This window comes from Halobellus salinus (genome assembly GCF_014646875.1).
Taxonomy (GTDB): Archaea; Halobacteriota; Halobacteria; order Halobacteriales; family Haloferacaceae; genus Haloquadratum; species Haloquadratum salinum.
Genome location: NZ_BMOC01000002.1, coordinates 169,200 through 193,286, shown reverse-complemented (window position 1 = coordinate 193,286; position 24,087 = coordinate 169,200). Strand labels below are relative to the sequence as shown.

24 protein-coding genes are annotated in these 24,087 nt (G+C 67.1%); 10 read left to right on the top strand and 14 right to left on the bottom strand.

Annotation, left to right across the window (positions count from 1 at the left end; genetic code table 11):
- Positions 1–67: 67 nt before the first annotated feature.
- From IEX72_RS02930 to cdd, 3 genes are all read right to left on the bottom strand, one after another.
- Positions 68–1,258, bottom strand: a complete 1,191-nt coding sequence (locus tag IEX72_RS02930; protein WP_188785888.1) for an NAD(P)/FAD-dependent oxidoreductase — start codon at positions 1,256–1,258, stop codon at positions 68–70.
- A gap of 73 nt (positions 1,259–1,331) precedes the next feature.
- A complete protein-coding gene (locus IEX72_RS02925; RefSeq protein ID WP_188785887.1) occupies positions 1,332–2,162 on the bottom strand; it encodes a nucleoside phosphorylase in 831 nt (276 codons plus the stop codon).
- 76 nt (positions 2,163–2,238) lie between these two features.
- Entirely contained in the window at positions 2,239–2,766 is a 528-nt protein-coding gene (gene cdd / locus IEX72_RS02920; protein ID WP_394354590.1) for a cytidine deaminase, read from the bottom strand.
- Between the two features lie 23 nt (positions 2,767–2,789).
- Between cdd and IEX72_RS02915 the strand changes: the two genes are divergently transcribed.
- Together IEX72_RS02915 and IEX72_RS02910 are read left to right on the top strand one after the other, a co-directional pair.
- Positions 2,790–3,116, top strand: coding sequence for a hypothetical protein (locus IEX72_RS02915; RefSeq protein WP_229663714.1), 327 nt, complete (start codon positions 2,790–2,792; stop codon positions 3,114–3,116).
- 53 nt (positions 3,117–3,169) lie between these two features.
- Entirely contained in the window at positions 3,170–3,445 is a 276-nt protein-coding gene (locus IEX72_RS02910; protein WP_394354589.1) for a hypothetical protein, read from the top strand.
- A gap of 39 nt (positions 3,446–3,484) precedes the next feature.
- Here IEX72_RS02910 and IEX72_RS02905 read toward each other — a convergent pair whose 3' ends face one another.
- A complete protein-coding gene (locus tag IEX72_RS02905; RefSeq protein WP_188785885.1) occupies positions 3,485–4,075 on the bottom strand; it encodes a GNAT family N-acetyltransferase in 591 nt (196 codons plus the stop codon).
- A 110-nt stretch (positions 4,076–4,185) separates the two neighbouring features.
- Between IEX72_RS02905 and IEX72_RS02900 the strand changes: the two genes are divergently transcribed.
- Positions 4,186–4,794: an ArsR/SmtB family transcription factor gene (locus tag IEX72_RS02900; protein WP_188785884.1), complete on the top strand. Its 609-nt coding sequence runs from the start codon at positions 4,186–4,188 to the stop codon at positions 4,792–4,794.
- Positions 4,795–4,861: 67 nt separating this feature from the next.
- A complete protein-coding gene (locus IEX72_RS02895) occupies positions 4,862–5,359 on the top strand; it encodes a bifunctional nuclease family protein (protein WP_188785883.1) in 498 nt (165 codons plus the stop codon).
- A gap of 28 nt (positions 5,360–5,387) precedes the next feature.
- On the opposite strand, the gene IEX72_RS02890 is transcribed toward IEX72_RS02895, so the two are convergent.
- A complete protein-coding gene (locus IEX72_RS02890; protein WP_188785882.1) occupies positions 5,388–5,846 on the bottom strand; it encodes a hypothetical protein in 459 nt (152 codons plus the stop codon).
- 312 nt (positions 5,847–6,158) lie between these two features.
- Here IEX72_RS02890 and ileS point away from each other — a divergent pair, with 312 nt between their 5' ends.
- The 4 genes from ileS to IEX72_RS02870 all read left to right on the top strand — a co-directional run bounded on the left by ileS (position 6,159) and on the right by IEX72_RS02870 (position 12,555).
- Positions 6,159–9,347, top strand: coding sequence for an isoleucine--tRNA ligase (gene ileS, locus IEX72_RS02885; protein WP_188785881.1), 3,189 nt, complete (start codon positions 6,159–6,161; stop codon positions 9,345–9,347).
- Between the two features lie 492 nt (positions 9,348–9,839).
- Positions 9,840–10,268, top strand: a complete 429-nt coding sequence (gene lrpA1 / locus IEX72_RS02880; protein WP_188785880.1) for an HTH-type transcriptional regulator LrpA1 — start codon at positions 9,840–9,842, stop codon at positions 10,266–10,268.
- A gap of 168 nt (positions 10,269–10,436) precedes the next feature.
- Complete coding sequence (locus IEX72_RS02875) at positions 10,437–11,768, top strand: DNA polymerase Y family protein (protein WP_188785879.1); 1,332 nt, start codon at positions 10,437–10,439, stop codon at positions 11,766–11,768.
- 70 nt (positions 11,769–11,838) lie between these two features.
- On the top strand, positions 11,839–12,555 hold the full coding sequence (locus tag IEX72_RS02870; protein ID WP_188785878.1) for a universal stress protein: 717 nt from the start codon (positions 11,839–11,841) through the stop codon (positions 12,553–12,555).
- 198 nt (positions 12,556–12,753) lie between these two features.
- Here IEX72_RS02870 and IEX72_RS02865 read toward each other — a convergent pair whose 3' ends face one another.
- A complete protein-coding gene (locus IEX72_RS02865) occupies positions 12,754–14,136 on the bottom strand; it encodes an APC family permease (RefSeq protein ID WP_188785877.1) in 1,383 nt (460 codons plus the stop codon).
- A gap of 202 nt (positions 14,137–14,338) precedes the next feature.
- On the opposite strand from IEX72_RS02865, the gene IEX72_RS02860 reads away from it, so the two are divergent.
- Positions 14,339–16,162: an ATP-binding protein gene (locus IEX72_RS02860; protein WP_188785876.1), complete on the top strand. Its 1,824-nt coding sequence runs from the start codon at positions 14,339–14,341 to the stop codon at positions 16,160–16,162.
- A 49-nt stretch (positions 16,163–16,211) separates the two neighbouring features.
- On the opposite strand, the gene IEX72_RS02855 is transcribed toward IEX72_RS02860, so the two are convergent.
- From IEX72_RS02855 to IEX72_RS02825, 7 genes are all read right to left on the bottom strand, one after another.
- Entirely contained in the window at positions 16,212–16,967 is a 756-nt protein-coding gene (locus IEX72_RS02855; protein ID WP_188785875.1) for a DICT sensory domain-containing protein, read from the bottom strand.
- A 28-nt stretch (positions 16,968–16,995) separates the two neighbouring features.
- On the bottom strand, positions 16,996–17,640 hold the full coding sequence (gene tpiA, locus IEX72_RS02850) for a triose-phosphate isomerase (protein WP_188785874.1): 645 nt from the start codon (positions 17,638–17,640) through the stop codon (positions 16,996–16,998).
- A gap of 78 nt (positions 17,641–17,718) precedes the next feature.
- Entirely contained in the window at positions 17,719–18,249 is a 531-nt protein-coding gene (locus IEX72_RS02845; RefSeq protein WP_188785873.1) for a multiprotein bridging factor aMBF1, read from the bottom strand.
- A 149-nt stretch (positions 18,250–18,398) separates the two neighbouring features.
- Positions 18,399–19,010, bottom strand: a complete 612-nt coding sequence (locus tag IEX72_RS02840; RefSeq protein ID WP_188785872.1) for an RAD55 family ATPase — start codon at positions 19,008–19,010, stop codon at positions 18,399–18,401.
- Positions 19,011–19,481: 471 nt separating this feature from the next.
- A complete protein-coding gene (locus IEX72_RS02835; protein WP_188785871.1) occupies positions 19,482–20,357 on the bottom strand; it encodes a geranylgeranylglycerol-phosphate geranylgeranyltransferase in 876 nt (291 codons plus the stop codon).
- A 190-nt stretch (positions 20,358–20,547) separates the two neighbouring features.
- Positions 20,548–20,784: a DUF7385 family protein gene (locus IEX72_RS02830; RefSeq protein WP_188785870.1), complete on the bottom strand. Its 237-nt coding sequence runs from the start codon at positions 20,782–20,784 to the stop codon at positions 20,548–20,550.
- Positions 20,785–20,840: 56 nt separating this feature from the next.
- Positions 20,841–21,557, bottom strand: a complete 717-nt coding sequence (locus IEX72_RS02825; protein ID WP_188785869.1) for a DUF7117 family protein — start codon at positions 21,555–21,557, stop codon at positions 20,841–20,843.
- A gap of 446 nt (positions 21,558–22,003) precedes the next feature.
- Here IEX72_RS02825 and IEX72_RS02820 point away from each other — a divergent pair, with 446 nt between their 5' ends.
- Complete coding sequence (locus IEX72_RS02820) at positions 22,004–22,300, top strand: PadR family transcriptional regulator (protein ID WP_188785868.1); 297 nt, start codon at positions 22,004–22,006, stop codon at positions 22,298–22,300.
- Positions 22,301–22,764: 464 nt separating this feature from the next.
- Here IEX72_RS02820 and IEX72_RS02815 read toward each other — a convergent pair whose 3' ends face one another.
- The gene (locus IEX72_RS02815) at positions 22,765–24,000 is read right to left on the bottom strand and encodes an AI-2E family transporter (protein WP_188785867.1); all 1,236 of its coding nucleotides are present in this window, start codon (positions 23,998–24,000) and stop codon (positions 22,765–22,767) included.
- Between the last annotated feature and the right edge of the window lie 87 nt (positions 24,001–24,087).

The following is a 24,087-nucleotide window of genomic DNA, read 5'->3' as shown; positions in this document are numbered from 1 at the left end:
GGAAGTTTTCGATTTCCGCGATGACGAGACGGCTTCGACGTCTCGAACCACTCGACCCCGAGGCGGTTCACATGCTCTCCCACGCGTTGAGCGCGTTGCGTGGGGAGGAGACGTCATTGATCCACCGGGCGGCGATCGCTTTTTTCAGCATCCGTGCGGCGGGGCCGCCGAAGACGCTGATCGGGAGTTCACCGATTCCCGGGAGTTTGACGCCGTGGGCGACCGCGTCATCGCCGACAGAGACGACCGTCCCCTTGTCGTCGTGACGCCACGTCTTCAGCGGGCGACCCTCGACCGCGCGAGCGACGTTTTCGCCGGCGACCTCCGCGGCCTGCCAGGCGGCCTGGGCCGTCGGCGGCGCGACCGCGTCCTCGCCTTGGTCGACGAGGGCGGCGTCGCCAAGCGCGAACACCCGCTCGTCGGACGTCTGGAAGTCGGCTTCGGCGTTGATCCGGTGAGAGCGCTCGTCCTGTGCGACGTCGACGCCGTGGACCTCCTCGTGGCCGGTGATGCCACCGGTCCAGATCAGGACGTCGTACGCGAGTTCCTCGCCGGGGCCGTCATCGCCCCCGCCGAGGTAGACCGCCTCGGCGTCGGCCTGCGAGATGAACTCTCCGGTCAGGATCTCGATGTCGAGCCCGTCCAGCCGCCGGCGGAGCGCGCCCTGGAGTTCGGGGTCGTTCCCCGGGAAGACCTCGTCGAGTCCCTCAACGAGGCTGATATCGATCGGTGCGTTGTGCTCGTCGCGGTACTCGGCGATCTCACCGGCGGTCTGGATGCCCGACAGGCCCGCGCCGCCGACGATCACCTGAGCGGGGTCGTCGCGGGAGGCGGCTTCCGCGGCCGTCTTGACGTCGGCGTGGATGGCCCGCGCGTCGTCGAGGCCCTTCAGCTCGTGGGCGTGCTCCTGCAACCCGTCGATACCGAAGAACGCGGTACTGGAGCCGACGCCGAGCAGGAGGTAGTCGTACGCGATCTCGCCGTCTTCGAGTTCGACGACCTGGTCGTTGACGTGAACGTCTGTCACCCGGCCCTCAACGAACTCCGTTGACGCCGACTTGACCTCGTCGACCGGGATCGCGACCTTGGATTCAACGCTCGGTTCGCGGATACACCGGTGGACCTCGTGGAGAACGAGGTGGTAGTCGTTCTCGGATATCCAGGTGAGGTCGACGTCGGCGCTGAGTTCGTCTTCGAGCCGTTTGACCGCGCCGGCGCCAGCGTACCCCGCACCGACAACGACGACTTGCGTGCTCATAGCACCCCCTACGGAACCGGCAGATAAAGTCACTGCGGAACTGTCCGGGCCGGCGGCGATCGCTCGGTCGTTGCTATTGGTCGTCCAAGCCGAGCGACAGCCCCGGGTGCCAGCGGTCCGCCCCTGCCTCGCGTGTTGCCTCGTCCATTCGCGCGAGCAGGTGGACCGCAAGGCTCGCGGTCTCGGCCGCTCGCGACTCGCCCTCGGTCCGGAACTCCCCGGTGATGCGGTTTGCGTACACCGAGCAGACCACACCCGCCCGCAGCCCGTAGACGCTCGCGAGCGTGAGTAGTGCTGCGGCCTCCATCTCGATGTTCTTCACGTTCGCGTCCCGGAGTTCTTCGATCAGCGACTCCGACCCCGCCGCGCGGAACCCCTCGAAGCCGGCGCGCCCCTGCCCCGTGTAGAAGGAGTCGGCGCTCATCGTGACCCCAACGTGGTAGTCGTGACCGAGGCGCTCGGCGGCCGCAACGAGGGCACTGACGACCGCCTGGTCGGCCACGGCGGGGTAGTCCTCGCGGACGTACTCCGCGGAGGTGCCTTCCTGCCGGACCGCGCCGGCGGTGATCACCAGGTCGCCGACGTCCATCTCGGGCTGGATCGCGCCGCAGGACCCCACCCGCACGAACGTCTCAACGCCCACGCGGGCGAGTTCCTCGACCGCGATGGCCGTGGAGGGGCTCCCGATCCCGGTGGAGGTGACAGAGATCGGGGTGTCCTCGTAGGTGCCCGTCGCGGTCCGGTACTCGCGGTGTTCGGCCCGCTCATCGTACCCATCCCACAGCGCGGTGATCTTGTCCACGCGCTCGGGGTTGCCGGGCAGCAGGACGGCGTCGGCGACGTCGTCGGGGCCGACCGCGACGTGGTACTGCACCTCGTCGCTCGGGTCTTCGCTGTCGCTCATACCCCCGTAGTCGGCACCGTAGGTCAATAGCCTGTCGGGCGTACACGCTGGTGGCGCTGACGACAGGGGGCGCCGACTACGGCTCCCCGCCCCCAGCGTCGCGCGCGTCGGCGGCCGCCGACAGCGTGTCTGTCGAGATGGTGTCCGGGAGCAACTCCCCGAGGGTGTACGTCGTCGTCCCGCCGTCGCCTTCGTCGCAGACGACCGGGAGGTCGGCGTCGGCGAACTCCGCGAGCGTCTGCCGGCACATCCCACACGGTGTCACTCCGTCGCGGGCGCCCGACGAGACCGCGATCCGATCGAACGACTGGTGGCCCTCCGCGACCGCCGCAGCGACGGCGACCTCCTCGGCGTGGAGACTGTTCGAGTAGTTGGCGTTCTCGATGTTGCATCCGGTGTACACCGACCCGTCGGCGGTCCGGAGCGCCGCGCCGACGCTGTACTCGGAGTACGGGACGTACGCGGCCCCGAGCGCCCCGCGGGCACGATCGACCAACTCGTCTGTCATCGCCGTGAGTTGGGTCGGCGACCGCTTGTAGCTTGCCGTTGCTCGCGCGGCCGGGTGGTCTGCTGGCGACGGCCGACGCGACCAACAACGACAAATCCGTCCCCGCCCCTACCTCAGGTGTGCACTCGGAGACCGACAGCGACGGTGATACCGGCACAGCTACCGACGGGGAGACGGCGAAACCGACCGGTACCCCCGGACTCGGCCGGCGGATCCTGCTCGCAGTCGGCGTAACCGTGATCGTGATCTCGGGGGGGCTCGGGTGGTTCGTCGGGAGTAACGGCGAACTCAGCGACGCGGCGGTGCTCGGGACGGGGTTCACGGTCCCCGTGACACCCGGCGCGCTCGCGCTCTACGGGGTCGTGGTATCGACCGGGCTCCTCGGCGGGCTGTTCGGATTGGTCGAACTCGCCTCGCGGGTCGAAGGCGGCTCCCGGGCGGAGTGACCGCCCCCACGACGAACGCGGTGTTTTTGCCGTTCGGGCACGCACGTTCGGGTATGTCGTCCCCTATGTCGGCCGACGAGCACACCGAGTCCGCCGACGACGAGTTCGACCCGAACGCGCCGCTGCAGTCGGATTCGGGGGGGAGAAACCGGAAGCGCGCGGTGATCGCGGTGGCGCCGTTTCTCGCACTCGGACTCGGGAACGTCGTGCTCATCCTCCAGTGGGGGATCGAACCCTTGTGGGCGTTTGCCCTCCTGCCGCCGATCCTGTTCTGCAGCGTCCTCGCATACATCGTGTTCAGCACAGACTTCCTCGACGACCGGACCTGACTTACGACACGATACGGCGGGAGCGGCTGCGTCGACGACTCAGCTCCCGGTGTCGTACTTGTAGGTCGCCTCCGAGGGGTCGATTCCGAAATCCTCGGCTGTCACCTCGACGGTTTCGCCGTTCTCGGGGTCGTCCGCCGGCGCCGCGGTCTTGAATCGCTCGCGAAACTCTTCGGGGACGGTGAACTCGTCAGGAGCAACACCCAGCGCGATGACGTCGTCGCCGCGCTCCTCGCGGACGGCCTCCAGCCGGTCGGTCACCGGTTCCGGCAGGTCGGCGGCGTCCTGCGGGTCGAAGCCGAACGGGGTGAAGTACGCGGGCTGTCGGGTGAACGTGTACACCGTCCCGTGGCCGTTGTCGCCCGCCTCCGCGACCAGTCGCTCGATGATGTGGGCGCCGACACCCTGCTGTCGCCACGGCGGGAGGGTATAGACGAACGCGAGTTCGCAGAACTCCCGTGTGTCGCCGGTGTGGACGCGGATCCGCCCGAACCCAGCCTTGCGGGAGGTCTCCTCGTCAAGGGCGATCACGTAGTCCCGGGACCGAAACGCGGGGTCCTCGAGTTCCGCCTCCGCAACCTGTTCGAGTAACCAGACCTCGTCCCGATTTTTGGCGTCCCGGACGTACATACACGTCGGTAGGTGACCCCGTGGCAAGTGTATTGCGGAGCGACCGGCGGGACGGCTCTGTCCCGCCGGAAACAACAGGTTTGTGTTGATCCCCGCACTAAACGCGAGCGATGGCCCGGCTACTACCCTCCCGCTCCGAACCCGAGGTCGACGCCTCCCCTCGGGTGGTCGGACTCGACGACGACGACGCCGAGGACCTGCTGTCGGCCCTGTCCTCGACGACCGCCCGCGGAATACTCGCCGCCCTCCACGAGGAACCGACGAACCCCGCTGCGCTCGCGGAGTCGGTGGACACCTCGCTGCAGAACGCCCAGTACCACCTCGAACGCCTGGAATCGGCGGGCGTGATCGAGGTGGTTGACACAGTCTACTCCGAGAAGGGTCGCGAGATGGACGTGTACGCTCCCGCCGACCGCCCGCTCGTGGTTGTCGCTGCCGACGGTGATGAGACCGCGGGGGTGTCGGACATACTCGGCCGGCTACTCGGCGGTCTCGGGGTTGTCGGAATCGCGAGCCTGCTCACGCAGTACCTCCTCGGTGGGGCACCCTTCGTCGCCCGCGGGGGCGGCGACGCCGGTGGCGGCGCGGTCGGGACGGCGGACGTCGCGACACAGACGGCGGCCTCGACCGGCCCGCCGCCGGGGCTGTTGGTGTTTCTCGGTGGCTTAGCCGTCCTCCTGGCGTGGCTCGCGGTGTGGACCGTCCGGCAGCGGCGGTAGACCGTGCTCGTCGTCGACGGGTCCGGTCCCCCGTACCTATTCGTACCCGGGAGCAGTAGGTCAGTGTATGAACCACCCCGCGGAAGTCGAAGGGATCGCTGTGGGCGTCGACGCCGACGGCGAAAACGTCCCCGCGGTCGTCCTCGCGGCGCGCTCTGAGTCCCTCCCGATCGTCGTGACCGGCGACCAAGCCCGCGCAATCCAACTCGCGATCTCCGGGGAGCCCTTCGAGCGCCCGCTGACACACGACCTCCTGGTCGACGTGCTCACCGAGTTCGGCGGCGCGATCGACCGGGTCCGTATTGACGATATCGCCGACGGCACCTTCTACGCGAAGGTCGACGCCGAGCGGTACGAGGACGGTGAACCACGCCCGTTCGTCTTCGACGCTCGCCCCAGCGACGCCATCGCCCTGGCCGTTCGCGTGGAGTGTCCGATCGAGGTCTCCGACGCCGTGGTTGATGAGGCGGGCCAGCCACCGGAGCGGTTCGACCTCGACAACGGCCCCGGAGAGGCGGGGCCGACGGGTGACTCCGACGATTTCGACGAGTTCGGCGGTCGGTAGGCCGGTCCTGCGGGGCTGACTCCCCAACTCACCCGAAATCCGGGAGGTCGTCGGGGGCTTCGTACTCGGTCTCCCACTCGATGTAGTCGTCTTTCAGGAGTTCACAGACGAGCTGTCCCAGCTCCGTCAACCCGGCGTTGATCCCCGAAACCGACCCCCACGAGTCGAGGTCGGGGTGGTAGTTCCGCTCCTTCCAGTCCTCGGGGATGCCCGGCGCGTGGTAGCCGACACGCTCGGCGAAGGAGTCCCAGAAGAAGTCGAACTGCTGGATCATATCGAGGTCGGTGATGATGTCGAAGTCCGCCTTGTCGAGGTCGGTACGCTCCGCCCACGCCAGAAACGCCTCCCGCCACGCGCCGTCGTGGAGGAGCCCTTCGATCTCCTGGCGCTTGTAGTCGGTGTCGCCCACAACCTCCGCGTCCTCGTACTCGTTGGGGTCGATCTCCTCCAGTTCGGGGGGTTCGGGGACTGGCACATCCAGGCTCATACCACTCGGTTCGGCGGGCAGCCTGAAAGGGTTGCGCCCGGTGTCGACTCCACAGTCGTTCATATGGATGCAAGGAGGAAGCCCACGGCTTTACAGTGGTTGCTGATTTGGCGTCGTACGTCTGGACAGCCAGGCGGGATCGGCACTTAGATTGACGTGCACCCGGTGCACGAGACGTAGGACTCGTGAGAGAAGCTCACGAATGTGTTACAACCGCTACTTCAGCAACCACTGTTTAGCAGTGGGAGGAATCCGACACAGTATCGTCGCGGTTCCACGGATTTCATATACGTTCGTCGGTAGGTCACCTGTATGGACGAAGTCGACGACCAGTACGCGCCCAGTGAGGTCGAACCCTCGGTCGAGGCGTACTGGGACAACGCAGACGCCTACGAGGCGACGAAGGCGGCCCACGCCGACGACCCGGCCTTCTTTTTCGTCGACGGGCCGCCCTATACCTCCGGGCAGATGCACCTGGGGACGGCGTGGAACAAGACGCTGAAAGACGCCATCATCCGGTACAAGCGCATGACCGGCCACCGGGTGACCGACCGGCCCGGCTACGACATGCACGGCCTCCCGATCGAGGTGAAAGTCGAGGAGGAACTCGGCTTCGAGACCAAACGCGACATCGAGGCGTACGGCATCGAGGCGTTCATCGACGAGTGCAAGCAGTTCGCGGTGCGCAACCGGGAGGCGATGGACGCGGACTTCCGGTCAATCGGCGCCTGGATGGATTTCGAGAACCCCTACGAGACCATCACGCCCGAATACATGGAGGCCGCGTGGTGGACGTTCCAGCGGGTCGACGACCGAGGGCTGGTCGAACAGGGCAAACGCTCGGTTAATTACTGCCCGCGGTGTCAGACCGCCATCGCCGCAAACGAGGTGGAGTACGACGAGATCACGTCGCCGTCGATCTACGTGAAGTTCCCGCTGTCGGGTCGCGAAGGCAGCCTGGTGATCTGGACCACCACGCCGTGGACCATCCCCGCGAACACCTTCGTCGCGGTCGACGGCGAGATGACGTATCAGGCTGTCCGTGCGGAGAAGGATGGCGACAGCGAGGCGGGGAGCGCCTCGGACAGTTCGAGCGGCGGGGAGCCGCGAGAGAGCGAACTCCTCTACATCGCCGAACCCTGCGTCGAGGACGTGCTGAAGCAGGGACGCTACGCGGACTACGAGGTCGTCGACGAGTACGCGGGCGCAGACCTCGTCGGGTGGGCGTACGACCACCCGCTCGCGGATCGGGTGACCGAACACGGCGACTTCGAGGGCGCAGGCGAGGTTTACACCGCCGACTACGTCGAGGCCGACCGGACTGGACTGGTCCACTCCGCGCCCGGCCACGGCCAGGAGGACTTCGCCCGCGGCCAGGAACTCGGGCTCGACGTCTTCGTGCCCGTCGACGGCCGCGGGGAGTTCACCGACGCCGCCGGCGACTACGCGGGGACCTTCGTGCGCGACGCCAACGACGACATCATTGCTGATCTCCGGGCGGCAGACGCGCTGCTCGCGTCGGGGACCCACGAGCACCGCTACGGCCACTGCTGGCGGTGCGACACCGACATCATCTTCCTGGCGACCGACCAGTGGTTCATTACAGTCACCGACATCAAAGACGACCTGTTGGACAACATCGACGACTCGGAGTGGTACCCGCAGTGGGCCCGCGATAATCGGTTCAGGGACTTCGTCGCCGACGCTCCCGACTGGAACATCTCCCGGCAGCGCTACTGGGGGATCCCGCTGCCGATCTGGCAGGCCGACGACGGCGAGTGGATCGTGATCGGAACGCGTGAGGAACTCGCCGAGCGCGCCGACCAGGCGGTCAACCCCGACGGGATCGACCTTCACCGCCCCTCCGTCGACCCGCTGACCATCACCGAAGACGGGAAGACCTACGAGCGGGTCCCGGACGTCTTCGACGTGTGGATTGACTCCTCGGTGGCGTCGTGGGGCACGCTCGATTACCCCTCCGAGACCGACGCCTACGACGACCTCTGGCCCGCGGACTTCATCGTCGAAGCCCACGACCAGACCCGCGGGTGGTTCTGGTCACAGTTGGGGATGTCGACCGCCGCCACGGGGCAGACACCGTACGAACAGGTCATGATGCACGGGTTCGTCAACGACGAGGACGGCCGGAAGATGTCGAAGTCCCTCGGCAACATCGTCACTCCCGAGGAGGCGATCGAGCGCGCCGGCCGCGACCCCCTGCGGGCGTACCTCCTCAGTCACGACCAGCAGGGCGTCGATCTCTCCTTCGAGTGGGATGGGCTCGCGGACATGGAGTCGACGCTCAACATATTCTGGAACGTCTTCCGGTTCCCGCTGCCGTATATGGACCTCGACGGCTACGACCCCGCCGACGCCTCTCTTGACGACGGCGAACGCACTGTGGTCGACGAGTGGGTGCTCTCCCGACTCCAGTCGGTCGAGGCCGAAGCACACGACGCCCTCGAGGAGTTCCGGATCTCCGATGGTCTCAACGCGGTGCTTTCGTTCCTCACCGAGGACGTTTCGCGGTTCTACATCAAGGCGATCCGCGAGCGGATGTGGGAGGAAGCCGACTCCGACGCCAAACGCGCGGCCTACGCCACGCTTTCGACCGTCCTTGACGAGTCGATCAGGCTGCTGGCGCCCTTTACTCCGTATCTCACCGAGCGGATGTACCAGATACTCGACGGGGACGCGACAAGCGTTCACGCGCTGTCGTACCCCGAACCTGACAGCGGCCGCCGCGACGCGGACCTCGAACGCCGGATGGGTGTCCTCAGAGACGTCGAAGAGGCCGCGGCGAACGCCCGCCAGCAGGGCGGCCGGAAGCTCCGGTGGCCGGTTCAGCGGGTCGTGGTCGCAAGCGACGACGGCACCGTCGCCGACGGCGTCGAGTCGCTGGCGGAGTTGCTCGCCGACCGCGTCAACGCCCGATCCATCGAAGTCGTCTCCGAGTTCGACGAACTGATCGAGCGCGCGGTCCCGGAGATGAGCGTGATCGGCCCCGAGTTCGGCGCCGACGCCCAACGCGTTATGGACGCCGTCACGGGGAAGACCCGCGCGGAACTCGACGGCGACGGCGACGGCGGCGTCGACGTCGACGGCGAGATCCACGAGTTGACCGACGAGATGGTGCGCTACGAGGCCGAACCGCCCGCGCACGTCTCCGCGTCGGAGTTTGACGGCGGCACGGTCTACGTCGACACCCAACTCACAGAGGACATTGAGGCCGAGGGGTACGCCCGGGATGTGGTCCGGCGAATACAAGAGATGCGGAAGCGCCTGGATCTCGATGTCGAAAGCGAGATCGACACCGCCGTTGACGTCGCTGACGACCGGGTGGCCGGACTCGTGGACCGCCACCGCGAGTACGTCGCGAGCGAGACCCGAAGCCGCGAGTTCACGGGCGAGAAGCCAGCGGACGGCGAGTGGGAACTCGTCGAGGAGTGGGACGTCGAAGGCGTCGCGGTGACGATCGGCGTCGATCCCGTCATCGAGTGACCGGCGTCGGACCGTCGGGTTTGGAGCACACGAGCGCGCGCTCGGTAATTGGCAGGCAGACTATAGCTGGTGAGACGTTCACGAGAGCTCCGCTCTTGTGAGCCGACCAGAACACGTCGCGTTCTGGTGACGTTGACCGGCGAGAATCACCAGCCGATTGCTGGCGATTGACTGCTGGGAGTTTACACCAAAGCCCCATCACCAGAAATCACGATTTCTGGGTAGCAGTCAGAAGCTTCGCTTCTGACGATACCCTCAACGAGCGAACCCAGTATGGGGTGAGCGAAGTGGGGTAGGTCGGTTCACGGGCCCCGGAAGCCCCTCCGGGTCGGGTGGAGTCGCCGGCGAGCGTCGCGAGTGACTCTTGCCGCTCCAGACGGGGTTGTAGACGCCAAAACGAATATGCGTGTGAGGTGTGCTCCCCGACAGGGCAGTCGGGATCGCAGTTTTCAGGTTCGGAAGGTATTTTTTCCGCCACACGAAAGTTAGGGTATGGAAGTCACATCGACGGAGGGGCGGATCCTCGGTATCTTGGAGGAGGACGCCCAGGCATCGTACGCCGAGATCGCAGACCGGGCCGACGTGTCGAAACCGACGGTACGGAAGTATATCCGGAAGATGGAAGAAGAGGGGCTCATCGTGGGGTACTCCGCCGACGTCGACCCGAAGAAACTCTCGGAAACGTCGATCGCGTTGGTCGGCCTCGACGTCGCCTCCGAGCGGTACGTGGAGGCGACACGCGAGCTCAAAGCCCTCGCCGCGGTCGAGTCGCTGTACACCTCCTCCGGCGACCACATGCTCATGGCCGAGGTCCGCGCGGCCGACGGCGACGCGCTCGGCGACGTGATCTCCGAGACTCTCCTGTCGGTCGAGGGGATCACCGCCGCCCACCCGTCGTTCCTCCAAGAACGGCTGAAGTAGTTCGGTCGGCGGCAGCCGCTCTCCACCCTGCCACTCCACTTCCACCCTGGTTTCCGAAGCGTATAGTGGGTCGCCTGCATATTGTGGCTCGTCCGCCGCGTCGCGGTCCGGCCGTCCGATGACCCCACCGAACCCGCACACCGACCGCCCGCTGTCTCCGCCACGTGTATGAGCGGCAGAACTCTCCCCGGTATCGACGACCCCGATCCCGATCGGATCGTCTTCCACGTGGATATGGACTGCTTCTACGCGTCCTGCGAACGGCTCCGGGAGCCGGCGCTCCGCGGCGAGCCCGTGATCGTCGGCATGGGGTATGAGCCCGGAGAAACCTTCGGCGCAGTGGCCACCGCGAGCTACGAGGCCCGCGATCACGGTGTCGAGAGCGCCCAGCCCATCTCGCAGGCGCTGGAGGCGCTGCCGCGGGCCGACCACGACTCCGCTGTGGACGCGACGGTCGACGCCAACCCGCCCGAGGGCGAGTCGCACGGCCACTACCGCCCGGTCGACCTGGAGTACTACCAGTCGGTCGCCGCGGAGATCGCGGAGATCCTCACCGAGTGTGCCGACGTCGTCCGGAAAGTGAGCATCGACGAGGCGTACCTCGACGTGACCGACCGGACCGCGTGGCGGTATGTCAACGACGGCAGCCGGACGCTCGCGGAGGGGTACGCCCGGCACGTCAAGGGCCGGATCGCCGAGGAGGTCGGGGTGCCCGCGAGCGTGGGGGTCGCGCCGAACATGTCGGCGGCGAAGGTGGCCGCCGATCACGACAAACCCGACGGGCTGGTGGTGGTCGAACCGGGCGCGGTCGCGTCGTTCCTGGCGCCGCTGTCCGTTGAGGTGGTCCACGGCATCGGCCCCGTGACCGCCGACCGGCTGGCTGATATGGGGGTCGATACCGCCGCTGACCTCGCGGCGGCCGACCCCGCAGCGCTTCGCGAGGCGTTCGGCTCTCGGGGGCCGGAACTCCGCGATCGGGCCCGCGGCGTCGACGACCGGGCGGTGACACCCACGGGGCGCCCGAAGAGCCTCTCCCGGGAGTCGGCGTTCGCCGAGCCCGCCGACGACGACGGCAAGCGCGAAACCGTGTCGGCGCTGGCGTCGGACGTCGCCGCGCGCGCCGGCAACCGCGGCGCGATGTACCGGACGATCGGGATCAAGGTCGTGGTTCCGCCGTACGACACCAACACCCGCGAGCGGTCGCTGTCGGGCCCGGTTGACGCACCGGACCTGGTCGAGGAGGTCGCCCTGGAGCTGCTGTCCGAGTTCGAGGGCGAACCCGCACGGAAAGTCGGCGTCCGGGTATCGAACCTCTCGTTTGCGTCGGGTGAGCAGGCACGGCTCGCCGGGTGGGACACTGGGGGCCCCGACGGCGTCGACGCCGAGCACGACGGCGACCGCCCGGCGTCCGGGGGCGCCGACGCGGACCGGTCTGCCGACGCGTCGGGTCCGGGGGCGTCGGGCCAGTCGTCGCTCGACCAGTTCGACACCGACACGTAGCGTCGATCAACGGCGGCCGACGTCGGGTCCCGACGGCAACCGTTTTGGGCCGGGTGCACCATGTCAGAGTATGGGCGACACCATCCTCGTGCCCTTCGAGCTACCGGATCCGGAGCCGATCTCCGACGTGCTGGTCGAGAGTTTGGCACCGCTCGACATCGTCGCGATGGGTCATTTCCAGGTGCCGGAGCAGACGCCGACCGAGATGGCCCGCGACCAGTTCGAGGCGGACGCACAGGCCGCACTTGCTGAAGTGGCGGCGCCGTTCCGGGAACGGAGCCTGTCGGTCAGGACCAGGCTCGTGTTCGGGAAAACCCGGGCAGACGCGATCAACCGTGTCATATTGGAAGAGGAGTGTGCCGCAGAACTCGACCCAGCCCCGACTGAGGGGATCGATCGGATCCTGGTTCCGATCCCGGCCTCGGCGGAGTTCTCCCGGCTGCCGGAGTTCATCGAAGTGTTGTGCGAGTCCTCTACACGGGAGATCACCCTGTTCCACGTCGCGGAGGGCAAGGAGTCGATCCAGGAGGGGGAGACGATCCTCGCGGAGACCCACGAGGGGCTGGCCGACGCCGGGTTGGACACCGATCTGGTCGACACGCGGATCGTGGAGGGGCAAAACCACGACGAAGAGATCCTGCAGGCCGCGGCCGACTACGATGCAGTGGTTATGTACGACGCGGCGTCGCGGATCAGAGACCGGCTGTTCGGGACGCTCCCCGACCGGATCGCAAACCAGACCGGCGACCCGGTGATCGTGGTTCGGCGGGACTACCAGGCGGCGTGAGAGTAGCCGGGCGTCCGCCCCCACCACCACCTCGAAGGCGTTCGTCCCGTCACCGAGCGCCACCACCACCCCGGTGGCGCGCGAGGACACCGACACGTCCTCCGGGCCGACCGAGGCGTACGGGCTTCGGATCCCGGCTTGGACCGGTTCCCCGTCCCCGGTCCGGATGTCGGGCTCCGAGAGCGACCGGGCGGAGCATCACTCGGGGTCGGTCGGCGCCAGCCCGTCGTCGGTTTCCCCGCGGCGACCGTGGAGGATCGTGTCGATCGCGCCGGTGCGGTCCGTTCGGTGGCGGCCGTAGACGGCGTAGATGAGCCCGCTTCCGGCGATGATCCCGGCGGCCCCGAGGATCGGGAGCGTCCCCATCTGGGTGAGCAACCCCAACCCGGCGAGGAAGCCGAAAACCTGGACGTAGGGGTAACCGGGCGCCTCGAACTCGGGCGTGTACGAGGGGATGTCGGCCTCGCGAAACGCCACGAGCGCGGCGTTGATCACCGAGAAGACCAGGATCTGGAACGCGCTCGCCAGTTTCGCAAGTTCGATAACCGGGACAAACGCGATGAGTAGAAGCAGCACTGCGCCGGTGAGAAGCACCGCGTTCCGCGGGGTCCGGAACCGGGCGTCGATCCGGCTGAGCCCCGGCGGCAACAGGTTGTCGCGGCTCATCGCGAGCGGGAACCGGGACGAAGACAGCACCCCGGCGTTGGCCATGCTCGTCAGCGCGACCACTGCGACGACCGAGATGAATAGGACACCGAACCCGCCGAGGAGTGCACCCGCGCCGTCCGCCATCGGGGTGAGCGACGCGGTGCCGCCGGGACCGCCGGTCTTCAGGGTATCCGGGTCGCTCAGCCCCACGACCGCGCTCACGACGGCGACGTAGAGGACGGTCATGATGGCCATCGAGCCCAGGATGGCCCGCGGGAGGTTCCGGCCCGGATCCTTCACCTCCTCGGCGACGCTTGCGACTTTGGTCACGCCCGCGTAGGAAACGAAGACGAACGCCGCGGCGGTGACCACGCCGATGCGCCCGTCCGTCGAGAACGGGGCAAACCGGGCCGTATCCAGCGCGAATCCGGAGTTGACGGTGTATACACCCAGGCTTATCACCACCAGCGTTACGATAATCGCCTGGATCTGGCCGCTGAGTTTCGTTCCCGAGACGTTGAGAACCACGACCAAGGCGCCGAGCGCGAGCGCGACGGGGACAACCGCCCCCTGCGCCAGCGGCGCGAAGAGCAGGAGGTACGCACCGAGGCCGACCAGGGCGAAAGAGCTCTTAAACACCAACGAGAACCACGCGCCGATCCCAGCGATGGTCCCGAACAGCGGCCCCAGCGCGCGATCGATGTAGAGGTAGGTACCACCGGACTCCGGCATTGCCGTCGCCATCTCGGCTTTCGACAGCGCCGCCGGCAGGACGACAAGCGCCGCCAGCACGTACGCGGCGATCACTGCCGGTCCGGCCTTCTTATACCCCAACGCCGGCAACACGAAGATTCCGCTGCCGATCATCGCGCCGATGCTGATCATCATTGTCGGGTAGAGCCCCAGACTCCGATCCAAATCGTCTCCAACCATTCCTGTATCACCGTATCAACGCCGCAGGAATAGGGCCTTCGGACACACCAATACAGTACCCCGGATTCTTCGCGTCCAACGACCGCTCTTCTCCGCGATTCGTCCGGTACCGTTCGGGCTCCGCGTGAGGCCAACCGCTCGACACTGTGTGCGGCGTCGGGCGTGCCGATGGTTTATGTCGAAGGGGGTGCCTGTCACGTGTATGGCAGAGGACACCGAGACGATCGCCGTCGCGAACGTCAGCGACGGCCCGGGCGGCGATGGGGCAGACGACCCCGGGGCACCGGTCGACCTCCCCGTTGTCGACATCCTCACCGGACGGGGGTTCATCACCGGGAAGTCGGGGTCGGGGAAGTCGAACACCGCGTCGGTGATGATCGAGAGCCTCTTAGACAAGAGTTTCCCGGTGCTCATCGTCGACACCGACGGCGAGTACTACGGATTAAAAGAGCAGTTCGAGCTGTTGCACGCCGGCGCCGACGAGGAGTGTGACATCGTCGTCAGCCCCGAACACGCCGAGAAGATCGCGGCGCTCGCTTTAGAGGAGAACGTCCCCATCATCCTGGATGTGTCGGGGTACCTCGACGACGACGAGGCCCAAGAGCTCCTCACCGAGGTCGCAAAGAGCCTCTTTGCGAAGGAAAAAAAGCTCAAAAAGCCCTTCCTGCTGTTGGTCGAGGAGTGTCACGAATACCTCCCCGAGGGCGGCGGGATGACCGAGGCGGGGCAGATGCTCATCAAGATCGGGAAGCGCGGCCGGAAACACGGCCTCGGGATCGTGGGGATCTCCCAGCGCCCCGCTGACGTCAAAAAGGATTTCATCACCCAGTGTGACTGGCTGGTGTGGCACCGACTCACGTGGGACAATGACACCAAGGTTGTCGGCCGGATCCTCGGGTCGTCGTACGCCGACGCAGTCGAGGGGCTCGGTGACGGCGAGGCGTTTCTCGCCACCGACTGGTCGGGGTCGCTCCGCCGGGTGCAGTTCCACAAAAAGCGGACGTTCGACGCGGGCGCGACCCCCGGGCTGGAGGATTTCGAGCGGCCGGAGTTGAAATCGATCGACGGCGATCTGGTGTCCGAACTCGAGACGATCTCCGACTCGCAGGCTCGACGGGAAAGTGAGATCGCGGATCTGCGCCGGGAACTCGACGAGAAGGACGCCGCGATCAGAGAGCTCGAACGCGAACTCGAGGAGGCGCGGGACCTCTCCCGCATGGCCGACCGGTTCGCCCAAGCCATGTTCCGGACGGCCAACGCGCCGTACCGGGGCGTTGGCAACGAAGTCGACGCCGACACAGCGGCCGTCGGGGGCTCCGACGACTCTCAGACCGGCACGTCGACGCTGGACGAGTACGGCGACGCGGACGCGTCCGGAGACGCGGTCAGCGAGGCGGCGACTTCCGACACCGGCACCGCGGATGGACCCGGGGCGACCGAGACCGATGCCGACGCCGAGGCGGCCGTCACCGCCGCGGCCGCCGAGGCGTATCCCGGCCACGACACCGAGGCGGCCGACGCCGAAACGAGCGCGGACGTCGCCCCCGAGCGCGCCCACCGAGCCACCGACAACCTCACCGGACGGGCGGACGTAATCGACCGGCTCCGCGGCGTGGTGGCGTCGCTACCCGACGCGGCACAGCGAATGCTGGCGTTCTATCGAGAAGTCGACGCGTGCGACCCCGTCGACGCCCACGTCGCCGCAGGCGAGGTCGGGGACACACGCCTGGCGTACAGCCAGAACCGACTGCTCCGACGCGCGGGCTTCGTCGAGCACGTGGGTCGCGGGCGGTACGCCTACGCCCTCCCCGGGCTGGTTCGCGAGGAGTTCGCCGACCGGCTTGAGGCCGGCGAACTGCGGGCGGTGGCCGCCGCCGTCGAAGCCGAGTTCGCCCCCGGCGACGGCGACACTGTAGCCGCCGGCGCCAGACGCGAGGCGGACACGCAAGCCGCGGCACCGCCCGGCCGGGAGCCGGCGCCGGGGGCGAACTCGGAACCGACGGGCGCGGAAGCCGGCTCGGAGTAACGGTGGCCGTCTGGCGGTGAGTGTTCACGCCGGTTGAGGCCGGGAGTGTTCACAGCCGCCGGGTGATGTAGTCCTCGAGCGCTTCGACTTTCTCAGGCTGGTAGGTCCAGAATCCGCTCCACTCGTTGGGGCCGTCCTCTAAGGCCAGAAGCGCCACGTGGCCGTCCTCGCCGTCCGGGGGCATGTAGACAACGAACCACGACTCCACGAAGTCCTGCTCGTAGCCCGCGTGGATCGTGACCGTCGACTCCGGCGGCGGCTCCCACCCGGGTGTGCCGTAGACGTGCACGTCGACAGGGGAGTCATCGAGCCGGCGGTACACCTGATTGGTGCCGATCTCGTCTTCGATCCGGTCGAGCGACTGGAACGACGTCCGGAGCGTCCCGGAGTGGTGCTCCCACGCGACCCGTTCGATGTACCGAGAGACGAGTATCAAGAGGAGCTTCTCGGAGTGGGCCTCCGGGTAGCCGCGGAGGAAGAAGGGAAGCTCATCCAGTTCCCGCAGCGCGTCGGGGAGGTCGACCTCCTCGAGTTGTCGAGTGCCGGTGATGAAGAGGTCGGAGTTGACCGTGAGGATGGCGTCCTGGAGTTCCCGGAGCGGCGACCGCGCGATCACGGCCCCGTCTTCGACCACGAGCACCTGGTCGTCGCTTTCGGTCGGGATGTCGACCTCCTCGACCGACACCGGCTGCCCATTGAACATCTTCTCCAGCGTGCGCTGGACCGGCTCCGGTGCCTGCCGGTTGATCACGACCAGCGATCGATCCGGGTTGTCGACGTCGTCAAGGAACCGTCGCAGCGTCATCCGGTGGCTCCGTTGGAGAGGGTGGCGGTCACAGTGGCTCGACCAGTGCCTCCAGCGCCGCGCGCGGGTCGTCGGCTTTCGCGACGCCGGATGCGAGCAGGATGCCCGACGCGCCGAGTTCCCCGGCGGTTTCGACGTCCGCGCCCGAGGAGATCCCTGCGCCACAGTACACCTCGACCGACTCGTCGACGTCGGCCGCGGCGGCGACTGCGTCCTCGACAATCCCCGGATCCGCAGTCGCAACCGACACGTCGCCGCCGATCAACTCCGGGGGCTCGACCGCGACGCTGTCGGGGCCCAGCGCCGCTGCCGCGCCGATCTGTGCGGGGTTGTTGGCACAGACGCAGGTCGCCAACCCCGCGCGCTCGGCGGCACGGACCGCGCCGTCGATGTCCGCGAGTCGGAGCCGGCGCTCGGAGTGGTTGATCAGGGTTCCGGCCGCCCCGGCGTCGGCAACGGGTTCGGCGAGTGTGCTGCCGGTGTGACTTCCGACCCCGTTGGGACCGACGTGCTGCGCCCAGGTCTCGACGCCGGTGTCGGCGACGCGGGCGATGTCGGCAGCCTGCGGCGATACGGCGATCCGGACACCCGACGCCGCCGCCACGTCCCGAGCCGCGGCCGCGACCTCGATCGGGTCGCACGGATACGCCTTGAGATTGACAAGGATAAACACGATCCGGTATGATCGCTACGGGATAAAATAGGTTGCTCATACGGTTCGGTCCGGCGGTGCGGCCACCCCGTTCCGGGATCAGTCCTTTCGCTTGACGACGTCGCCGAGGGTTGTCGTCGTCGACGAGTCGCCTGACCACTCGGTGTCGTCGGCGTCATCGCCCTCGATCAGCGAAATCTCGAGTTCCGTCTCCAGTTTCGTTCTGACGTCGTCGGAAGGGAGCATGTCGCCGCGTTCGAGCTTCCGGATCAGACTCGCTTTCTCGTTGAGTTCCTTCGCGAGGTCTTCCTGGCTCAGGCCACGGGACTCCCGAGCCGTCCGAATGCGCTGGTCGTACTCGGCAACGATCTCGTCCATATCGTCGAACATGTCGCGGCGCCGGCGGCTCGACCCGCCGCCCCCCGCGCCGGAGCCGGCGGAGCCGCCCGACCCGGACCCGCTGCCGCCGGAACTCGACGTCGAATATTTGGTCGAGGCGGAGGAACTCGACTCAGTGCGGACCTCGGTCCCGAACTCCTTGCAATCGTCACAGAGCTGGAGTTCGGCCCCTTCGACCTTGACTGTCGTCAGGGACGACTGCTCACTGCCGCACATCTCGCACTGGGGCATACTCTACGTTTGTCGAGGCGCGGTATAAAGCACACGCCAGGGGACGGTCGGTCACACGGACCGGCGTGTCGTACCGGTGGGTGTCCCGGCGTAGCGGGGGTCGACACCCGGGGGTGTCGACATCCCTTGTGCGGTGGGAGCCGACGGTTTTAGTCGCCCGCGAGCCGGACCGACGGCGGACCATCTTCCTGCGTCGTCACAATCCCGTCGAACAGCTGTTTCAGCGTGTTCATAGTCTGCTCGTCGTGGGCGCTCTCGTCGATGGCGAACACCCCGAGTCCGTTGACGCTCTGGATCCGGCCGGTGAACACGTGGAGGAACCGGAACACGGTCTGGAGGTCCGCGTACATGAGAACCGTCGACAGCGAGTGAAGCATGACGCGGTTGCGCTCGATCCCCTGGCCCCGGGAGAACGTCTGGAGGAACTCAGAGAGTTTGATTCCGATCCCGGTCATATCAACGGGCGAGGAGGTGTATTTGATCCGGTCGTCGTCGCGGACGTCGGCCATACCCTGCTGGCGAGTGACGCAATCGACGACGGCCACCGGGCGGTCCTCGTACGGTGTCCGGGTTTTGAAATCACCGAGCACTCGGTCGGCGCTGTCTTTTGTGGTGACGACGATCGCCCCCTCACCCTTCTCAGTGCCCGATGCGAGGACGTCGAGACACAGCGAGCGTTTCCCCGAGAGGGGCGGGCCGCTCACCAGTACGTTTGTGCCCGGTTGGACCTCTTCGTTGAGGTCCGGACCGAGGTCATACATCTGGGTTCCTCGGTGCCGGACTGCCGGCTGGAGGAGAAAAGTCGGTCGTTCGGTGGGGCGACTCGCCGGAAATCATTAGATGGTTACACAATGTCGGGTACCGATAATATTCTTTTTGATCCCGTCAGCAACGGCTGCGGGACCGGTGTCAGCTAATCGGTAGCGCGGAGCCCCCTTCCTCAACGCCCGAGCGAAGCCAGGGCGTAGGGAGGCGCGGAGCGCGTTACGAAGCTGGACGCAGGCGTTTTCACAGCCCAGTCCGTGCTACCGCGTAACGCTGTGCGGCCACAAGCGCTGTGGAGTACGGGCCGCAGTAGCCCGGCCCCAACTGGTGGGTCCGTCGACCCCGAAGTGCGTTCGGGAGGCGGAGCGCACGAAACGCCCCGTCGCGCCACTTGACGGCGAGGACCGAATCAAAGCCCCTCCCTCAAGCGCGAGATTATCAGACCGAGCGAAGTGGGGTGGAATCGGTTACACGGCCCCCCCAACTGCCCCGACAGCCCGACCGACGATGAACGCGACCGCCGCCAGAAACATTCCGCGTTTGAGCCGGCGCTGTGCGACCCCCGGGTCGGTGAACGACAGCCGGATCGCGTCGAGCATCACCAGATCCGCCGGCAGGACGACCGCAACGTACGCCGGGCCGAACGTTCCCATCGCGTAGGGGATGGCGCTCGCCGCCACGGCGGCCACCAACACCGCAGCGCCGACCCGCAGTGCGGTCCGCTCACCCGCAACGATCGGGAGCGTCCGCAACCCCTCAGCCCGGTCGCCCTCGGTGTCTTCGACATCTTTCACGACCTCCCGGGAGAGCGTCGCGAGCGCCGCGAGCGCGAACAACACGACCGCCGCCGGATCCGCCACGCGTCCGACTGCGGCCGCGCCGAACAGGAACGTCGACCCCGTGAGGTACGCGACAACGACGTTTCCGACACCGGGCAGCCCCTTGAACAGTTTCGTGTACGCGAGCAGCGCCAGCAGGTTGGCCACCGCGATCGCGACGGCCGCGAGCGGGAGCGCCACCGCAGCGACGACCGCCCCCAGGAACAGCAGTCCGCTGAACACCAGCGCGGTTCGTGCGGTGACCGCGCCGCGGGGGATCGGACGCTCGGGGCGGTTCACACGGTCGACGGCGCGGTCGAAGTAGTCGTTGACCGCGTTGCCCGCAGCGGTCGCGAAGCCGGTTGCGGCCACGGCTGCGACGACAGGGGCGACGGCTGCGCCGAACCCGCTGGCGACGAACGACCCGGTGAATGTCAATGCCCCGGCGGCAGCCACGTTCCCGGGGCGCGTGAGCTCGAAGAGTCCCCGGAAGACCGCAGCCGCCCCGCCTTCGCCAGCGTCCATACCTTTCCCGTGTCGCCGGCGGGTGAATAAGGGTTCGCGTACATCGATGTCGGGTGGTGGTATCAGTCAAGTCAGCGAGTTCTCGGTTCCACGCGCGACGTGCGTTGTCCCACCGTCCGTCGCTGACGGTGGTGGTACCCGGAGGACGACGCGGCGGGATCGGGGCGAGCGGTGCGACGCGGCCCCCGCGTCAGGAGTCGTGCGCGCAAACCACCAGCCGCTCGTCCTCGCGGGTCACGCAAACGCGGCCGGTCCCGCTGGGGTCGAACGAGTGGGCGCGCCGCTCTGTGAGAAGCACCCGGGAGAAGGGGTCGCCACACGCCGGACACCGGACGCCGTCGCGGTTCTCATAGAGCGTCACGTCGCCGTTTTCGCGCAGGAGTTTCATCCGGTGACGGACCGCGTGTTGGTCGAATCGGTCGGGCATCCGGCTGGAGTGGGCTCCGAGCGGGCAAAACCGTTGGGTCAGTCGGCCGCTTCGTGTCACCCCAACTCGGAGAGGCGCCCGCGGGCGGTCGAAAGCGCCGCCTCGTCGTCGGTCGTGAGATAGCTCACGAGCGCCCGTGCCGCTCGGACCAACGCCTCCGACTCCGCGGGCGGCACGTCGCCGTAGACCGCGTTCACCCGCCTGATGTGGGTGTCGAGGCTCCTGCGGACCCGCTCGGCAGCGGGGTCGGGATACTCATCGAGCCACGTGCCGACGTCCGTGCAGAACCGGTCGAGCACCTCGGCGTACGCGAGCCCCCGGGCGTCCGCCATCGCGTCCGGAACCGCCGATGGCTCGGGGCGGTCGCCGGCGTCGGCCCCCGACAGCAGGCCGAGGACGTAGAGTTGAATCGCCTCGTCGGGGTCACCGCGGATCCGCTCGAGGACATCGACCGCGTGGAGGAGTTCGGCAGCGGCCAGCAGCGTGTCGTCGACCGCCCGGAGGTCGCCGCCGCGGACGAACCCGCGCTGGCGGACGTAGTCGCGCAGGGTCGTTTTCAGTTCGTCGGCGACGCTCCCCACATCCGCGTCATCACCGAGTGCAACGCGGTGCTCCGAGAGGTCGAGGTCAACCGGCGCGTCGGTGTGGCGCTGCCGCTCGCCCGTTCCGACGCTCCGGAGGCTCCCGCAACCGGGGCACGCCACGCTCCCCGTGTCGAAGTACGACCACTCGCGCCCGCAGTCCCGACACCGCCGGCAGCCACGGATTCGCATACCCGCCGATTCCGCCCGGACCCAAAAAAACGCGTCGTGCGTTCCCCGAGTTCGACATATTTATATTAGGTAATCAACTACCGGAAAACGACGCTTCGTTCTGGAGGGCCGAAGCGTCAGCGGGGACCAACTCAGGGTGGCAGTCGTCCGCGCGTTTTTTGCGCGGACTGCCTCCCGTTTCCGGACGCACCAGACTGTTTTGCGAGCCACGGGTCCGGTACGGCCCGGGAGCGATTGAACCCAAACCCCGACCTGACCGTGTTGGGATATCCGTGGCCACGCCTGTGACTCGATATCTTGCCACCCGACAGTATAATCGAGCCGACACGTCAGAACCGATACGCCGTTCGATTCCGACCGCTGTCGTCGCAACCGAGTCTCGAGAGACCTACAGCAGTCCGATATGTTTATTTTGGATAACACCGAAACGGGACTAGATACAACGGATGTACGACCTCACCGGATTTCAGCGTGACCTGCTGTACGTGATCGCCGGCCTCGATGAGCCACACGGCCTCGCGGTCAAAGACGAACTCGAAGAGTACTACGAAAAGGAGATCCACCACGGTCGGCTATACCCCAACCTCGACACCCTCGTCGACAAAGGGCTGATCGACAAGGGACAGCGGGACCGGCGCACCAACTTCTACACCCTCACCCGCCGCGGCCGGCGCGAGATCGCGGCCCGGAAAGATTGGGAGAGCACCTACGTTGATGTGTCCTTCGAGGGTATCGACGCGTGAGTCGCCTCGGCGGCAGGCCCCGGGGTATGCGGCGTGCATTCTGTGAACCTCCTCTCCTGACTCGCTCACGGCGTCGCCGCTCGCGTCGCTGATCGCGAGGCTTCCGCGCGGACTCCCGTTCTGACCGCCGCCAGCGGCAGCCCGGTCACCCCCGTTCACCTTCACACTCCTGCGATTCACCCGCACGTTGCGGGGCGATTCTGCCCGGCAACCGTTGCGCCGAGCAGCGGTCGTTCAGACCGATACCCTTCGCCGCGTTGTAGCCCGCACAGGGTGAGTATCCACGGTTGAGGCGCTCGAACGCGTGCTGTCCGTCCGAAATCCGGCAGTTGTGTCCGTGAGCGAACCCGCGTCTCGCACACCGCTGGCTTGTGTGTGCAGGACTCACCCACGCAATCGAAATGCCGACGTCAGTGATCCACAGTGGCGAGTCGTGCCATCCTCCCGCCAGGTGACTCCGCGCCCTACTCGGTGCCGTCTGCGGACCGCTCCGACCCCGACCCGAACTGGAACCCGTCGTCGGGACCCGCGTCGCTTCCGGTGTCCTCCGCGGCCGCTTCGGGCGTGTCCGATCCGGGCGCTCCCGGGTTTCCACCGACGATGACGCCCGGGTCAACCGCGTACGGAACCAGCGGTTCCCGCGCGATCAACACCGGGAGGACGTGTCGGGCAAAGTTCACGACCAAGACGAGGATGATCGGTCCGAGGAAGATGCCGTACCACCCGAACAGGAGCGGTCCCAGGGTGTACGCGATCATAACGGCCCCAACGTGGAGGTTTCGCCCCGAGACGTACGGCCGGAGGACCAGATCCGGAATGGTGTCGACGACAACAAACGACATTGCGAAGAACGTCGCGGTGAACCAGAGGGTGTTCGGGTCCGCGAGGTACGACACGATCCCCAGATACGCCGTGACCGGGACGTAGACCAACTTCATACCGACAACCGGAATGAGGCTGGCGACGCCGGCGAACAGGCCGACAAGCCCCGCCGCAGGAACGGCGATCCGGGGTGGCGCGACCAGGTTCAAAAGCGAGTACGCCACGACGCCGATCGTCCCGGTGAGAACGGCGTTGAGGATGTTACCAAAGAAGATGTTGTTAAAATCGCGGTCTACACCCGCGAAGAAGGCCTCCATGACACCGCGGTCGTCGGCGATCCGGCCCCGGAACCACTGTGAGAGGCCCCGGCCGTCCCGGAGGAGGTAGAACGCCAGCGCGATCATAGCGAACAGGTGGACCAGCCCGATCCCGACGAACGCCACCGCGCCGCCCGCGGATCCCAGCGACGAGACCGCGCGGCGAACCTGTTCGAACGTCACCGCGGTTGGGTCGAGCAGCAGGAGTTCCTCGAAGTCGGTCAGCCCCGCGAGCTGGTCGGCGGTGAACGGGTATCGCGAGAGGTCGAACAGCCCCTCGTTGGTCAGCCTGACCAGCTCGCTGACGCCGACGGCGCCGGTGTAGGCGACCAGCACCAGCGCGGGCAGCGCCAGCAAGAACAGCGCGACCGCGGCGGCGAGGCTCGGCGGACGGATCCGGGCCCGGATCCGGCGGTAGATCGGCCGGGTTGCGTAGTAGAGAAACAGCCCGAAAACGAAGGTGCCCACGAAAGAGTAGAGCACGAAGACGAGAGCACCGGCGAGGACGAACCCCAGGATCCACCACGCGAGCCGCGATCGGTCCATCCCCAGCCGAGGCATAGGTGTGATCCACGACGGCGGAACAAAAACCTACTGCGGCACGCGGTGGACGGACTGCGGCGACGCCCGGACGGGTATGGCGTCGGT